The organism is Mammaliicoccus sp. FSL K6-3158, from assembly GCF_038005105.1.
In the GTDB taxonomy this organism is placed as follows: Bacteria; Bacillota; Bacilli; order Staphylococcales; family Staphylococcaceae; genus Mammaliicoccus; species Mammaliicoccus sciuri.
Genome location: NZ_JBBOSL010000001.1, coordinates 2,096,793 through 2,114,224, shown reverse-complemented (window position 1 = coordinate 2,114,224; position 17,432 = coordinate 2,096,793). Strand labels below are relative to the sequence as shown.

Here is a 17,432-nt window from a genome sequence, read left to right as displayed (position 1 = left end):
TAGATTACATAGGAGGATATTATGTCACATATTCAATTTGATTATAAAAAAGCTTTAACATTTTTTGGTGAACATGAGTTAGAACAATCACGTGATCTAGTAAAAAATATACATCATGTTATACATGAAAAGACTGGAGCAGGTAGCGACTTTTTAGGATGGGTTGACCTTCCTGTAGATTATGACAAAGAAGAGTTCGATAGAATTCTAGCTGCTTCTAAACGTATCAAAGAACAATCTGAAGTATTACTTGTAATTGGTATTGGTGGTTCATATTTAGGTGCTCGTGCAGCAGTTGAAATGTTAAATTCTACATTTGCTAATTATGAAAAAGGTGAGAATCCTCAAATTATATTTGTAGGGCATCATTTATCTTCATCTTATGTACATGATTTAATTGAGTATATAGATGGTAAAGATTTCTCTATTAACGTTATTTCTAAATCAGGTACAACGACTGAACCTGCAGTAGCATTTAGAATCTTTAAGAAAATTTTAGAAGAAAAATACGGTAAAGAAGAAGCTAAAAACCGTATCTTTGCTACAACTGATAAAGAAAAAGGTGCTTTAAAAGATTTAGCTACTGGTGAAGGTTATGAAACATTTGTCGTACCAGATGATGTTGGTGGTAGATATTCAGTATTAACAGCAGTTGGTTTATTACCAATCGCAGCAAGTGGTATTGATATACAAGATATGATGAAAGGTGCTGCAGCTGCGCGTGAAGATTTATCATCTTCAGAACTTGATGACAATATTGCATATCAATATGCAGCAATTCGTAATATCTTATATGCAAAAGGATATTCAACAGAAATGTTAATCAACTACGAACCAGCTTTACAATACTTCAGTGAATGGTGGAAACAATTATTCGGTGAATCTGAAGGTAAAGACTTCAAAGGTATTTATCCATCAAGTGCTAATTTCACTTCTGACTTACATTCACTTGGTCAATATGTACAAGAAGGCCGTCGTTTCTTATTTGAAACAGTTGTAAAAGTTGAAAGTCCTAAACATGATATTACAATTGAAGAAGATAAAGACGATTTAGACGGTTTAAACTTCTTAGCAGGTGAAACAGTTGACTTCGTTAATACGAAAGCATTCCAAGGAACATTATTAGCACATACAGATGGTGGCGTACCAAACTTAGTTGTTAAAGTTCCTCAATTAGATGCATATACATTCGGTTATGTTGTATACTTCTTCGAATTAGCATGTGCTATGAGTGGTTATATGTTAGGCGTGAATCCATTTAACCAACCAGGTGTTGAAGCATACAAACAAAATATGTTCGCATTACTTGGTAAACCAGGATTCGAAGACTTGAAAAAAGAATTAGAAGATAGACTATAATATGAAACGTATTTTAGAAAAAAGTCCCCAAATTTAATTTGGAGGACTTTTTTTATTTTGAATTTGAATTTTTTGAAGAAATGAGTGATATTTTATGAAAATACGTAAAAATTTATTTTTAACTTATATTGATGCATTGCAAAATAGGGTGGATGAGTTACCTGAAAATATAGATGAACAATACCAAGTCACAAAGCAAGGGTACGAAGGCGAAAAAGCATTCGCTCAAATACTTGAAAGCTATGGGGCAGAATGGTGGCTGTATGATTTACAGATTAAAAATTATAATCACATTCAATTTGATTTTGTAGTCATAACAGACGATGCCATCATCCAATTTGAAATTAAAAATTATACAGGTGACTATTATTTTGAAAATCATAAACTATATAGAAGTACAGGTTTTGTATCTAAAGATCTTATTAATCAATATGAAGTCGCTCAAGAAGGCTTAAAAAGAATCGTTGAGAAATATAAATTAAAACGCAAAGTAGAAAGCTATGTTGTTTTTATACATCCAACTTTCACGTTACATGGTGATTTACGATCACGAATGAATATTATTTTAAAAAGTGAGGTACATAAAATAAAAGATATGGTATCACAAAACTTTAAATATGAAGAGAATAAATGGATATACTGTAAACTAAAAAGCCTACACGAACCATTTTTAAATACAAATCAAATACCAAATTTGAATATAGAATATAAAGATTTAAAAAGAGGCGTTCGATGTACAAACTGTCGAAAGTTGATTCGAGTAGATGAATTATTTAATAAGCGAAAATATTTGAAATGTCATCATTGTAAGAGAGCATTGAATAGAACGAATATTATTATTCAATCATTAGAAGAATTATATTTATTAAAAGGCGCACCATTTTCAGTAAAAGAAGCAGAAATGTGGACAGGGGTCTCAAATAGCGCGATTAAAAGAATACTATATAAAAATTTCAAAAGAGTTGGTAAAGCAAAATCAACGAAATATATGTCTTATGAATAAATATCGACCTGAAAACGAGAATTTCAGGCCGATAAATAAAAATAGCGACCCGAAAACAGGAGCATTATCTCCATAAACTAAATTCCTCCTACTGAGCAATCATTACCCCCTACCAACCAATGAATTCCTTCTCATTCCTAAAGATACGACTTTTGTATGATGTCAATTTACTTTTCTATTTACACATTTATCGGTATAATTAATCTAAATTTAAGAAGGAAGTTGCGTTACATGTTAATACAAGATTTAATGAATTGGTTTAGTGAAGAGAACATTACTGAATTAATTGAAACGTTTAGATCGTTCGGGATATTCATAGCATTTTTATTACCATTTATTGAGGCATTCTTACCGTTTTTGCCAATCATTCTATTTGTAATTGCTAATGTAAATGCTTATGGATTATTGTTAGGTTTTATCATTACATGGGCTGGTACTGTTTCGGGAAGTTATATAGTCTTTATAATCTTTAGAGTAATTTCTAAAAAGCCTTTTATGAAAAGGGTTATTGAACAGCCTAGAGTTGTAAGATTTATTCAGTGGATTGATGAACATGGATTCGGACCACTGTTTATTTTGTTGTGCTTTCCATTTACGCCAGGTGCTTTAGTTAATATGGTTAGTGCCTTTTCAAACATTAGTAAACAAGTCTATTTAATCGCGTTAATTTTATCAAAAGCCATTATGATATTTACATTAAGTTTCATTGGTGCCGATATAAATTCCTTTTTTGCAAGTCCTAAAAAGAGTATAATAGTAGTCGTGATTATATTTGTGCTCTGGCTAGTTGGAAAAGGCTTAGAAAAATATTTTGATAAACGCTTAAAAAATAGGAGTCAAAAATGAAAAAAATATTCGAATGGATAATTGCAATTATAATTGCGTTAGTATTATTATTTATTGTAAGAACATTTTTATTCATCGGTTATGTTGTAGACGGAGACTCAATGAAACCAACTTTTCATGATAATGATAGAGTAATTGTTAATAAGCTTGTTAAGAATTTTGGACAAATTAATAACGGTGATGTTATCGTTTTTCATGCGAATAAAAATGCTGATTATATTAAAAGAGTTATCGGGTTGCCAGGCGACACAGTTGAAATGAAAAACAACAAACTGTATATTAATGGTACTCATGTAAATGAGCGTTATTTAAATGATAATATAAAGACTGATGATTTTAGTACAAGAACCATTCAAGGCTCTAAAAGTGATGTTATTCCTAATGGTGAATATCTAGTATTAGGTGACAATCGTAGCAATAGCAGAGACTCAAGAGAAATTGGTTTTGTACATGAAGATGATATCGTTGGTACTGTGAATTTAAGATATTATCCATTTAATCAAATAGATGTGAATTTTGATAAATAATAATAATGAGGTGGCATTTTTGAAAAAAGAAATATTTGAATGGGTTGTGGCGATTGCAGTAGCAGTTGTATGTGTATTACTGATACAGAAATTCTTATTTGTAACATATACAGTTTCTGGCGATTCTATGTACCCAACTTTAAAAAATAGTGAAAAAGTAATCGTTAACAAAATTGGATATAAAGTGGGAGATATTGATAACGGAGATGTTATTGTATTCCACGCAAACAAGAATGATGATTATGTGAAACGTGTTATCGGTAAACCTGGTGATACAGTGAAATATGAAAATGATCAATTATATGTAAATGATAAAAAAGTACCTGAAGAATACTTGAAAGCAAACAAAGCGAATAAGTCACGTGATTTATTGACAGAGAATTTTGAAGTGAAAGATTTAGTGAATTCAAATGGTGCCAATAAAATTCCTAAAGATGAATATTTAGTCTTAGGAGATAATCGTGAAGTAAGTAAAGATGGTCGTTCATTTGGTTTGATTGATAAAGATGTCATTGTTGGTGAAGTTGCATTAAGATTCTGGCCAATTAACCAATTCCATTATAATTTTGATCCATCTACAAACTAATATAAAAGATCTTAAACACCTTGCTTTGAAATTAAGTGAGGTGTTCTTTTTATGTTAAAATAAATGAATAAGAGAACGTAAGGGAGGTAGAAATAAATGCAATTAAATGTATGGATTGGACGAAGTGGGACCGGGAAAACGAATCAAATGCTTAATCAAATGACTAAAGCTATGATTGAAAATCCATTAGGAGACCCAATTATATTTTTGACACCAACTCAAAATACCTTCCAATATGAACAAGCATTTGTTAAAAATCCTAATTTAAAAGGAAGTATACGTACTTCAGTATTCGGATTTGAAAGATTAAGTTGGAGAGTTTTAAGTGATGAAGGTGGTCTTGTTGAACAACAAATTTCAGATGAAGCATTAGAAATGCTGACATATCACTTATTACATACACATAAAAAACAGTTAAATTTATATCAGTCTACTATTCAACATTATGGATTTAGTCATAAAATGATGAATGAGATTAAAGACTTTAAAAAATATAATGTAAGTCCTGATGATTTATCACATTATATTGAATACAACGAAACGATTCCTAAAAGAATGAAAGATAAACTTAGTGATATCGAAACAATATATAAAGCGTTAGAGGATCAATTAAACGGCCGCTATGTACAAGCAGAAGATGTCTTGTATAAATTAATTGAGAAAATACCAAATTCAGACTACATCAAACAAGCAGATATTTATATAGATGGTTTTCATAACTTTTCAACACTCGAATATCGCGTTATTGAAGCCTTAGTTAAATATAGTAAGTCGGTTACAATCGGTTTAACGACAGATGGAGACAAAGATCCATTTAGCTTATTTAGAAAAACATCGGAATCTCTCAATCACGTTGAAGACATTGCGGATGCATTACAAATTAAGATTAATTATACGCACTTTAAGACAACGGAACGATTCAATAATCAAAAAGTATTAAAGCATTTGGAAAGTCAATTTGATGCATTGCTACCGAATACTATTGATAGTGAAGGTTTAAAAATTATTGAAACATCCAATATGAGAGACGAAGTGCAATACGTTGCGAGAGAGATATTAAGACGTTCGAGAGAAGAACATTTATCTTACAAAGACATAGCGATACTTTATCGTGATCCAGGTTATGAGCAGCTGATTGAAACGGTATTACCGCATTTTAATATTGCTTATAATCATGACGCGAAAAAGAAAATGGCATATCATCCGTTCATTGAATGTTTAAGATCAATGTTAGAAGTTATTCAAACTGGATGGAGATTTGAACCTGTCATGCGCATGTTGAAGACAGGTATCTTAACAAGCCATATCCCAAATGCGTCATACTTAATTGATATATTAGAAAACTATGCATTTGAAAGAGGGATATCTGGTAAGAGATGGACGAATCCAGAATTTTTCACAGTTGAATCTTTTGAAAAACTCGGCAAAAAATCATTAAGAAAAGAAGAAGATACATTTATAGAAGAAGATAGAAAAACAATTCAGAGTGTTATCGACTTAAAAGATTATGTTGTGAATCGAATTGAAAAGTTGAACGAAGCTTTAGCTGATAGTCAAACAGTGGAAGACTTTACGAGTCGATTATATGGCGTTATCGAACAGTTTGATTTACCTACGCACTTAATGACGATGCGCGACGAATTAGAAATAAAGCATCAGTTTGAAGAAGCAGAGGAAATTGACCAAGTATGGGAAGGTACAATACGCATATTTGATGACATCGTAGAAGTGTTAGGTGATGTAACACTTTCTTTAAATGAATACATTGAAATATTGGATAGAGGACTAGATGAATTAGAATTCTCAATGATTCCGCAAACATTAGATGAAGTAACAGTCGGTAATATGGATTTAGCCAAAGTGGATAATAAAGAAATTGTATTCTTGCTTGGTATGAATGACGGTGTCTTACCGAAAGTATCTAATCAAATGTTGTTATTAACAGACGATGAGAAAAAAGAATTAGCAACTTCAAGCGGTTTAGAATTAAGCCCGACGAGTGATATTTTACAGATGGATGAAGCGTTTGTATGTTATATTGCGATGACACGAGCTAAGAAAGAAGTTGTATTCACATATAGTTTAATGTCCGATGGTGGAGAAATTAGAGAAAAGAGTCCATTTATCAATACGATTCAATCATTATTTACAAATCTTGAAGTTCAATCTCTAAAATCAAATATAGAGCATAATCCTATTCAATTATTAGAACATGAACATCAAAGTCAAATGCATATATTTGAACATTTAAATGATTGGATGAATGATGAGATTGTTAATGATATATGGCTAGATGCGTATCATGCTTTATTAGATATTCATCATTTAGACCATACTGTTCAATTTTTAACATCAGCTTTAACGTATAAAAATGATACAGTCCAATTAAATACAGATGTATCAGAATCGCTTTACGGTCAGAAAATAAATGCCAGTGTATCAAGGTTTGAAACGTATAATCAATGTCCGTTTAAACATTATGTTTCACATGGTTTAAAATTAAACGAACGTACGAAATATCAAATTCAAAGTGTCGATATCGGTAATATATTCCATCAAACATTGAAATATATTTCAGATGAAGTAAATGGTGACTTTAGTAAGTTATCAGCACAATCCATGGCCAAATTAATAAACGAAGCTATCGATGAAAGCTTGCCTAAAATTCAATTTGATGTACTACATCGTACTGCTCATTATAGATATTTAAAATTACGCATCCAAAATATTTTGAAATCTACATTAGAAGCAATGAAGTATCAAACAAGTCATTCAAAATTCAAAGCCTATCAATTTGAATTAAACTTTGGTGCAACATCTAAACATCAATTAAAAACGACGCCTTTATCAACGAAACGAAAAATTCCAATTAATATTAGAGGTCAAATTGATAGATTGGATGTATATAAAGGTAAAGATAAAGATTATGTGTCTATTATTGACTATAAGTCATCGGAGACAAGCTTAGATTTAACTAAAGTAATGTATGGTATGCAAATGCAAATGTTTACGTATTTAGATGTCGTACTCCAAAATAAAACTTTGTTAAATCTACAAGATAACGTATCACCTGGTGCATTATTGTATTTCCATGTGCATGAACCTGAAATTAAAGCAACAAGTTGGGGAGAAATTCCAGAAGTAGATGATATTTATCAACAAACTATTGAAAAATTCAAAATGGATGGATATGTGAATAGAAATCCTGAAGTAGTCGATGCGCTTGATGATAAATTGATAGACCAATTAAAATCTGACATGATCCCTGTTACGAAAAAGAAAAATGGTGAATTAAATAGTTATAGTAAAGCTTTAGATGAAGAACTATTTTTCAAATTAATGAATAAAAATAGAGAAAACTTTGTTGAAACAGCTACACAAATTATGGATGGGCATACAGAAGTTTCGCCTATGCGATATCAAAAGAGGTTACCATGCCAATTTTGTGAATTTAAATCAGTTTGTCACATCGATCCTATAACTGATACAGAGCAATATAGAGAAATCGAACATTCATTAACGAAAGATGAAATCATCGAAATGTTGAGAGAGGAGGCGGAAGAATGACATTGCCAGAAAAACCGATAGATGTACAGTGGACGGATGATCAATGGAAAGCGATATATAGCGAAGGGAAAGATATCCTTGTTGCAGCAGCAGCGGGAAGCGGTAAGACAGCTGTGCTTGTTGAACGTATAATTCAAAAAATTATGCGTAACAAACAAGACGTTAATAGGCTGCTTGTTGTAACCTTCACTAACGCAAGTGCGAGAGAAATGAAAGCAAGAGTCAATGCTGCGATTCAAAAAGAAAGTATTAAATATCCTGAAGATGAACATTTGAAGTCACAAAGAATTAAAATTCATCAAGCTCAAATTTCTACACTTCATAGCTTTTGTTTAACATTAATTAAATCACATTATGACACGATTGATATTGACCCAAACTTTAGAACTGCAAATGAAGTTGAGAGTATTGTTTTATTAGAACAGGCAATAGATGATGTGTTAGAAAGCTATTATGAAAAGAATGAACAGACATTTTTAGCAATCGTTGAGCATCTATCAAATGACCGTTCTGACGAGCCTTTAAGAGCATTATTGAACCGTCTATATCGATTTAGTATTGCACATGCAGATCCTTTCGCGTGGTTAAATGAATTGGCTCAACCATATGATCAAATTGATGAAAATCACGCTTATTTTAAAATGTTTGACCAACTTATTTATCGTAAATTAGATAGTGCTAAAAATGCTTTGTATCAGTCAATAGATTGCTATCAACACTTGAATGAAGTCGATAAACATGTGACGTATCTTGAAGGTGAACGCATTTGGTTAGAGCGCGTATTTGAAGGTAGTAAGCTACTTGATCAAATACATTTAGATATGGCAGCAAAGAAATTACCGACAAATAGTGCGAAGATTAAGTCTGAAAATGAAGGATCAGAGCAATTACTGGAACTAGGTAAAGACTATCATAAAGCCTATCTTGACCACTTAAAAGAACTGACTGAAGGTTATCTCAGCAGAAGTAGAGAAGATTTAATTCAAGATATGAAAGATATGGGACCAAGAGTGAAAGTGATTGCGGATATCACTAAAGATGTCATTAAATATTTCCAATCACTTAAACAACAAAAAAGGATTATTGATTTCTCTGATTATGAACATTTAGCTTTAGATATTTTGACAGATGATGATGGCAACCCTTCAGAAATTGCTTTGCAATATCGAGATTACTTTGATGAAATTTTAGTAGATGAATATCAAGATACCAATAGAGTACAAGAGGCTATTATCAGTTGTATTAAACGCGGAGAAGAGCATAATGGTAACTTATTTATGGTTGGTGATGTGAAGCAATCCATTTATAAATTTAGGCAAGCTGAGCCAGAATTATTTATAGAAAAATATAAACGATTTAATAATCAGGAAATAGCATCAGGTGAAGTGATCGATTTATCTAAGAACTTTAGATCTAGAAAAGAAGTGCTCGATAATACGAATTATATTTTTTCTCATATGATGGATGAAGTTGTAGGTGAAATTGAATATAACGATGAAGCTAAATTGTATTACGGTGCAGATTATGAATCACAACATACGCCACTAGAAATGGATATTATCGTCCAAGATTCTTTTAAAGTAGAAGATAATAATCTGATTGAAGCAAAGGCTATTGTAGATAAAGTGCAATATATATTAGATAACAAACGCGTATATGATCGAAAAACGCAAAGTTATCGACTAGCAACATTCAAAGATATTGTAATTCTTGAGAGAAGTTATAGTAATGCGATGCACTTGCAACAACAATTTAAAGAAGTGAATATTCCGTTCTATGTAGAATCGAAAAAAGGCTACTTCGAACAAAATGAAATTAGATTGATGCTTTCATTTTTACGTGTGATAGATAACCCATTGCAAGATAAATATTTAGTCGGTGTTATGCGGTCAATCGCTTTTCAGTTTAAAGAAGATGAGCTTGCTGAAATTAGAAATAAAGCGCCACAAGAAATTTACTATATTGATTCTATTTATAAATATATTTCAAATGCAGAAGCGGATGCAGCACTAGTAGAAAAGCTTAATCAATTTTTAACGCAATTGAAAAACTATCAAGCATATAGTAAATCTGTTCCGGTATGGCAACTGTTGGATAAATTATATAATGACTATTATTTAATTTCTTACTTTAGTGGCCTTACTGGTGGTGTTCAAAGAAGACAGAATTTATATGGTTTATTAAATAAAGCAATACAATTTGAAGCATCTAGTTTAAGAGGTATCTTCCAATTTATTAGATTTATTGATGAATTAATCGAACGTGGCCAAGATTTCGGACAAGAAAGTGTGATAGGTCCTAATGATGATGTTGTACGTATGATGACGATTCATAGTAGTAAAGGGCTAGAATTTCCATTTGTTATTTATTCAGGTATTACACGTGAATTTAACCGTACTGAGTTAAGAGAGCATGTTATCTTAAATAATCGATATGGATTAGCTTTATCATATTTCAATATTGAAAAAGAAGTCTCATTCCCAACACTAGCATCTATTATATTTAAAAATATAAATGAAACAGAAATGATTTCTGAAGAAATGAGATTGATTTATGTCGCATTAACAAGAGCCAAAGAGGGATTATATCTTATTGGTCGTGTTAAAAGTGATAAAGCACTTGAAAAAATAGGGCTTGTGAGTGCAGATCAAGATGAAATGATTGAATCTGAATATAGAGTGAAGGCGAAATCACCATTTGATCTTATCTCCTCAGTTCTTGCTAAATCGAAAGATAATGGTCTATCACACTCAATGCCATTTAAATCTGAACGAAGTGAATCTTTTAATATCAATATCATACGTGACGAAGAACAAGATGAAGAACAAGATATCTCATACGAAAAGCCAACACTAGATACACTCATGAATTATATACCTTCTGAGAAAAAGGATGAAATTTATAATCAGATGGTGTACAAATATCCTGATGAACAATTGTTAAATATTGCAGCAAAACAATCTGTTTCTGAAATTAAACGTCAACGCGAAACTGAAGAAGCAGGAACGGATTATCAAATTGTAAGACAATATCAGCTTGGTACTAAATCATATGACAGACCTAAGTTTATGACTAAACAAAAAAGACAAAGTGCCGAAATTGGTACTTTGATGCATGCAGTTATGCAACATCTTCCTTTAAAACAAGAAGGTTTAACTGTAGAAGATTTACAAAATCTTGTACACGAGTTGATGGATAAAGAAATACTACCTGATGACGCTATGCAAGATTTAGATTTATCATTAATAGAAGTGTTTACAAAGTCTGATTTATACAAAAGGTTAGTCAATGCGGATAAAGTTATGAGAGAGGTACCTTTTGTAGTTGGTCAAGATGATATCGATCAAGGTTTATCTTTCGATGTTTCTGAAAAAGATAATAAACCGATTATCCAAGGGATGATAGATTGTATTTTTATTGAAGGAGATACAGTATCATTTATAGATTATAAAACAGATGCATTTATCGTTCGTAGAGGTAAAACAAAAGAAGAAGTAGCAGAAACGATGAAACAAAAATATGACGTTCAAATGCGTTATTATCAAAATACTTTAGAAACAATATTGAAGAAACCAGTTGAAGGTTATTTATACTTCTTTCAATATGGAACGAAACACATCAAGGAGAATCATTAATGGCAAAACAAAGAATATTTAGTATTGATGCATTAAGAGGGTTTAGTTTACTAGGTATATTACTTATGAATATTTTAACCTTTGCATATCCATATCAAATCATCAATCCGTTCGAATTTTTTCAACATCAAGATGGTGCATGGTTTAAAATCAGTTCATTATTTATAATCGCTTCATTTTATCCAATATTTGCATTTCTATTTGGTTACGGTTTATCCATCATGTATCAAAATAGTTTGGATAAGGGATTAAACTACTATCCAATGATTACAAGAAGATTATTATTTTTATTACTGCTAGGTATCATTCATGGCGTATTCATTTTTTATGGTGATATATTATCAACATATGCATTGTTAGGTTTAATAGCAATCATATTTGTGCGCTTAAAACCACAATATACATTAGTTGCACTATCAATAGGAATCGGCATATTTGTACTGTTATATTTACTGCCAATGATTTTATTAAAAGATGTCACGCAAATAGAAAGCTTTGTAGGATTACAAGAATTAGAAAGAGTTAATAATATATTATCAAGTGCTGATTATGTATCGATTATTGGCTTTAATTTGAAATATTTTGGTATGAATATTGCGAACGCCATTCTAGTAGGACCATTTTCTATTTTACCGATTATGCTATTCGGCATTTATGCACATCAAATTAATTGGTTTAACAAAATTAAACAACATAAAAATCTATATATGGTGATAGGGGTTGTTGTATTAATTTTAGGTTTAGCAATTAAAATGATTCAAATCGTGTTAGAAGGTTCTGTAACATCACAATTAATGAGTCAGATGATTGGTGGTCCAATTGTTGCATTGAGCTATATTATGTTCTTTGTCATCTTATGTGAAGATCAAACAGTTAGAAAAATTTTAACGCCATTACAATCTATCGGAAAACTAAGCTTAACGACTTATATTTCACAAAGCATAATATGTATTTTAATATTCTATGGTGTTGGTTTAAATTACTACGGTAAGTTACCTGTCTTAACCATTTATATCATAGGTATTGTTATTTATTGCGTGCAACTTATCTTAAGCTATCTGTATTTATTAAAATTTAAACAAGGACCATTGGAAAAATTATGGAGAAAAGTAACATATTTAAAATAATCGATTGAAAAGCATGCGATTTATCTAAAAATTCGGTATAATCGAAATTAAGAATAAGAAGGAGTTGACAGAGTGAATGAAATTTTTAACTTTTAAACATAAAGATATCACTTCATACGGTGTGAAAGTAAAACGCGAAGAAGCGGTTTGGGATCTACGCAAAGTATTTGCAGACTTTGGAGAAGAAGGTTTTAATCCTAAGACATTATTAGAAGGTTTACAATTAAATATAAATGTTGATTTCCAAGAAGCAGTTCGTAAAGCAGTCGTTAAAGTAGAAGAATCTGCTGAGAAAGACGATTATAAATATAGCTTTGAGGATATCGAGTTTTTACCACCTGTAACACCTACAAATAATGTAATTGCTTTTGGACGTAATTACAAAAAACACGCTGAAGAATTAAATAATAAAGTTAATAGATTATATGTATTCACTAAAGCAGCATCATCTTTAACTGGTGATAACGCAGAAATTCCGAATCATAAAGATGTAACAGACAAGTTAGATTATGAAGGTGAATTAGGCGTTGTAATCGGTAAACATGGAGAAAAAATCCCACGTGGATTAGCTTTAGATTATGTATATGGTTATACAATCATCAATGACATTACAGATAGAAATGCTCAAAAGGAACATGATCAAGCATTCCTTTCTAAATCATTAACAGGTGGATGTCCAATGGGTCCATATATCGTAACTAAAGATGAGTTACCATTACCTGAAGATGTTAACATTGTTACTAAAGTGAACAATGAAATTCGTCAAGATGGTAATACAAATGAAATGATCTTAAAAATCGACGAATTAATTGCTGAAATTTCTAAATATGTAGCATTGCATCCAGGGGATATCATTGCTACTGGTACACCAGCTGGAGTTGGTGCTGGTATGAACCCACCACAATTTTTACAACCTGGTGATGAAATTAAAGTTACAATTGATGGTATCGGAACATTAACAACATTCATTAGTGAAAAATAATTAAAGTAATATATAAGAGTACCTTCTAAACCAAGTGTTAGAAACTTGGAATAGGGGGTATTCTTTTTAGTAGGACGAACATTTGAATAAATTGTGAATTATGGGCTAACTTTAATATTTGCTTTTTAAAAAATGAGCTTATTCTAATTGTTCCTATGTTATAATGCTATTGGAAAAGAAATATGAATATTTGGGGGGAACTAAATATGATACATTTCCATATTTTTAGCTGGTTAGTTACGATTATCTTATTCTTCGTTGTATACATGAAAGTTACAAATAAACCAGTGCATATGGTCTTAAGATTATTCATGGTATTTACTTTAATTTCTGGTTTTGTTATTTTCATGCAAGCTATGGGAATTAACGGTATGCTTTATGGTATTAAATTTATTCTTGGACTTGCAGTTCTTGGTTTAATTGAAGTGACAATTGCTAAGAAGAAAAAGAATAAAAACAGCCAAGGATTATTCATTGCAACAATTGTTGTAATGGTATTAACGATTTTATTAGGTAGTTATTTACCAATGGGCGTATTACACTTTGGTTAATAGCCACTTTACAATCCATTCATGATTTTGTAATTACAAGACATGACTGGATTTTTTTATTGAATTTATTTATGACAATTTCATGTAGTTCTATCAGTTAAGTAAACGTTTTAGTATAATAGAATTAATTGGGTAATAAAGAGGGTTGTATAAATGAATAAATGGACAAAGATAATCATATCGATTATATTAATCGCACCACTTTTTAGTAGCTATGTTTTTGCGAAAGATAAAGAATACGAGGATGTTAAATACCCTAGAATTTATAGTTTAGTGGTTGATCGTTTTATGAATGGAAATAACGACAACAATAAGATGATTAAAAATAATAATCAATCGAATGATTTACCACTTGGAGGGGATTTCCAAGGGATTGAATCAAAGCTAGACTATATTCATGATATGGGATTTAATACGATACATATTTCACCAGTCTTTTCACATGATCAGAATGATTTTTTAGGATATAAAGTAAAAAACTATGATGATATCGACAAAGTTCTAGGTGGAGAAAAAGCATTTAAATCATTAGTTGATAAAGTACATCATAAAGATATGAAAATCATCGTTGATATGCCCGTTACATATACAGATGATTTTAAGCTATCTACAGATGGTGATTTAAATCAAATTCAAAAATCATATTTCAAGAATGATCAGTTCATAGATTTAAAGAATAGTGAGAATCAAAGTATTTACAAAGCGAAAGTTAAAAATTTTGTTGATAAATATCATATCGATGGTGTTTCGATGAATATCGTTCAAGATGGTATAGATGCTGAAGCTTTCCTACCAGAAGGATTGGATACATACGGCATCATAAATAAAGACGGTATAAACGCAAAGAACTTTAAACATTTATCGACAAATGCAACTCGTACCGCTATTCAAAATGCATTTAAAACTGAAAATACGGAAATTCCTACTTATAATCAGAAAGGTGAAGTACTCATTGCAGATACTTGGTTTACAGAACGTTTCACAAAACATGCTGCAGATGAGAACAAATTCCCTGGAACACGTATTAAACAATTAATGACATATATGTGGGGATATAAAGGTCCAGTTATAATGAACTATGGTACAGAAATAGCTGTAAACGGTTCGAAAATCGAAACAATCAATCAGCTACAGAACTTTAGAACGGATAAAGAAGTTATCAAATATTTAGAAAAAATTGCTGATACCTTTAAACAATATCAAGAATTGTATGAAGGTAAAGTGAAAGTATTGCCGCATGACAAAGGCACAAACTTGTTTTATTATGACACAAATACAATTGATTATATCTTGAATATTAACGATAGCAGTAAGTCTAAAAAAGTTACATTAGATGATAAGCTTATTGAAAAAAATAAAATGTTATCGGGTCTTATATTAGGAGATAATATTAAAGGTAAAGATAATCGATATAACTTAATTACGGATAGAGAAGAAAGTGAACTATATGCAATAATTAATGAAAGAGGACTGAATAATAGTTATTTAGTAGCAGCAGTACTTGTAATCCTATTATTTGGATTATTTATCTTCTTAGTATCAAGAAGAAGTAAACGACAAAAGAATAATCAATAATTTGTAAAGCTGGGACATCCGTGTCCCAGCTTTTTCATTGTTAGAGCTAGTAGGGGGTGTGTTTCTGGACCGATAAAATAAATTACCGGTCCAGAAATCAGAAATATGGACCGATAAAAAAATTTACCGGTCTAGAAACGAGGAATATGGACCGATAAAAAAATTTACCGGTCTAGAAACAGGAAATATGGACCGATAAATAAAATTAGCGATCCGAAAACGGGATTACCAGGCCGATAATAAAATTTATCGACCCGAAAACGGGATTATCAGACCGATAAAATAAATTAGCGACCTGAAAACATCATTTTCAGGTCGCTCTACTAATATTCACATGCTTTTATTTTGATTGTGCTTTATAACCAATCATATTAACAATATCTTTTGGACTAGAGAATGGTGGTGCATAAGCGATCTCGATATCACGTAGTTCGTCTACAGTTAGGTCTCCTATTATTGCTGTAGATATGATATCGATTCGTTTGTCAGCACCATCTTTACCGACTGCACATGCACGTAATATTTTGCGTGTTGCTTTATCAAAATAAACACGTAATGTAAGTGGTTCGGCACTTGGATAATAGCCAGCATGTTGTTTTTGAGTTTGTTCAACTACTTCATAATCATAATTTGAGAGTTCACTTTCTGAAACGCCAACACTGCCTAATGCATAATCAAACATTTTTACAATATTTGTACCAAGTAAACCTTTGAAAGTGGCTTTAGAACTTGATGATTTTGATGTAATGTTTTCGGCGATTAATGCTGCTGCTCTATGGGCACCCCAAGCTAAAGTAACACTAGTTGGTTTCTTTGTATGTCTATAGAATGTTTCGATTACATCACCTAATGCATATACATCTTCTAAATTCGTTTCGAAATATTCATTTACTGGGATATAGCCTTTTTCATTTAATTTAAGTGAAGATGATTTTAACCAATCACTATTCGGTTCAATTCCGACTCCAGTTATGACTAAATCATATGATTCTGTTTTCCCTGATTTAAAAGTTACTTCTCGTCCTGAAATATCTGCAATTTCTTCATTTAATCTATATGGAATATGTCTTTTTTCTAACTCATCAAATATGACTTTATTTAAATCTTTATCCATACTCTTATTAATGTGGTCGCTACGATGAATCAAAGTTGTCTGGATATTTCTATTATATAAATTCTCCAAAATTTCTAGACTCACATAACCAGCACCGACAATTAATGCTGATTGGACATTTTCTCTTTGAATAAAGTCTTCTATTTTGTCAGTATCTACTAAGTTTCTTAATGTAAATACACGGTCAGATTGAAAACCTAAATGTCTTGCACGACAACCCGGACTTAAAATAAGTTTGTCATATGAATCTTCAAAAATTTCACCAGTTTCATGATTTTTAATCGTGATTGTTTTTTTAGTATCATTTAATTCAATGGCTTCGTGATACGTTTTGACTGTAATATGTTTTTTGTCTTTAAATTGTTCAGGTGTTGCTGATAACATCATATTTCTATCTTCTACAACTTCTCCTAAATAATAGGGAAGGCCACAGTTTGCAAAACTCATATCTCTATCTTTTTCATAAACTGTTATGTCACTATCCGGGTCAAGTCGTCGAATTTGCGATGCAACTGTTGCGCCTCCAGCAACTGCACCGATTACGATAATTTTAGCCACTT

12 protein-coding genes are annotated in these 17,432 nt (G+C 31.2%); 11 read left to right on the top strand and 1 reads right to left on the bottom strand.

Features of this window, described 5'->3' with window-relative positions; all coding sequences use genetic code 11:
* Window positions 1-21 precede the first annotated feature (21 nt).
* The 11 genes from MHH94_RS10585 (at window position 22) to MHH94_RS10535 (ending at window position 15,758) form a co-directional block, all read left to right on the top strand.
* On the top strand, window positions 22-1,359 hold the full coding sequence (locus MHH94_RS10585; RefSeq protein WP_058591476.1) for a glucose-6-phosphate isomerase: 1,338 nt from the start codon (window positions 22-24) through the stop codon (window positions 1,357-1,359).
* A 94-nt stretch (window positions 1,360-1,453) separates the two neighbouring features.
* On the top strand, window positions 1,454-2,362 hold the full coding sequence (locus tag MHH94_RS10580) for a nuclease-related domain-containing protein (RefSeq protein ID WP_084754932.1): 909 nt from the start codon (window positions 1,454-1,456) through the stop codon (window positions 2,360-2,362).
* Between the two features lie 231 nt (window positions 2,363-2,593).
* Window positions 2,594-3,208, top strand: coding sequence for a TVP38/TMEM64 family protein (locus MHH94_RS10575; RefSeq protein ID WP_048540123.1), 615 nt, complete (start codon window positions 2,594-2,596; stop codon window positions 3,206-3,208).
* Window positions 3,205-3,735, top strand: a complete 531-nt coding sequence (lepB, locus tag MHH94_RS10570; RefSeq protein WP_048540121.1) for a signal peptidase I — start codon at window positions 3,205-3,207, stop codon at window positions 3,733-3,735. Before MHH94_RS10575 ends, lepB (MHH94_RS10570) begins: the two co-directional genes overlap by 4 nt.
* Before the next feature lie 19 nt (window positions 3,736-3,754).
* Window positions 3,755-4,321, top strand: coding sequence for a signal peptidase I (gene lepB, locus MHH94_RS10565; protein WP_048540120.1), 567 nt, complete (start codon window positions 3,755-3,757; stop codon window positions 4,319-4,321).
* Window positions 4,322-4,417: 96 nt separating this feature from the next.
* On the top strand, window positions 4,418-7,888 hold the full coding sequence (gene addB / locus MHH94_RS10560; protein ID WP_106417870.1) for a helicase-exonuclease AddAB subunit AddB: 3,471 nt from the start codon (window positions 4,418-4,420) through the stop codon (window positions 7,886-7,888).
* Window positions 7,885-11,523, top strand: a complete 3,639-nt coding sequence (gene addA / locus MHH94_RS10555) for a helicase-exonuclease AddAB subunit AddA (protein ID WP_340841049.1) — start codon at window positions 7,885-7,887, stop codon at window positions 11,521-11,523. The genes addB and addA overlap by 4 nt, the downstream gene beginning before the upstream one ends.
* Window positions 11,523-12,650, top strand: coding sequence for a DUF418 domain-containing protein (locus MHH94_RS10550; protein ID WP_078355596.1), 1,128 nt, complete (start codon window positions 11,523-11,525; stop codon window positions 12,648-12,650). The genes addA and MHH94_RS10550 overlap by 1 nt, the downstream gene beginning before the upstream one ends.
* 76 nt (window positions 12,651-12,726) lie before the next feature.
* Window positions 12,727-13,632 (top strand): fumarylacetoacetate hydrolase family protein, encoded by a 906-nt coding sequence (locus tag MHH94_RS10545; RefSeq protein WP_037588862.1) that lies wholly within the window; start codon window positions 12,727-12,729, stop codon window positions 13,630-13,632.
* Between the two features lie 206 nt (window positions 13,633-13,838).
* Window positions 13,839-14,183, top strand: coding sequence for a YisL family protein (locus MHH94_RS10540; RefSeq protein ID WP_037588863.1), 345 nt, complete (start codon window positions 13,839-13,841; stop codon window positions 14,181-14,183).
* 153 nt (window positions 14,184-14,336) lie between these two features.
* Window positions 14,337-15,758 carry an alpha-amylase family glycosyl hydrolase gene (locus MHH94_RS10535; protein ID WP_106417737.1) on the top strand — a complete coding sequence of 474 codons (1,422 nt, stop codon included), beginning with the start codon at window positions 14,337-14,339 and terminating at the stop codon, window positions 15,756-15,758.
* Window positions 15,759-16,098: 340 nt separating this feature from the next.
* On the opposite strand, the gene MHH94_RS10530 is transcribed toward MHH94_RS10535, so the two are convergent.
* A complete protein-coding gene (locus MHH94_RS10530; protein WP_088592453.1) occupies window positions 16,099-17,430 on the bottom strand; it encodes a CoA-disulfide reductase in 1,332 nt (443 codons plus the stop codon).
* Between the last annotated feature and the right edge of the window lie 2 nt (window positions 17,431-17,432).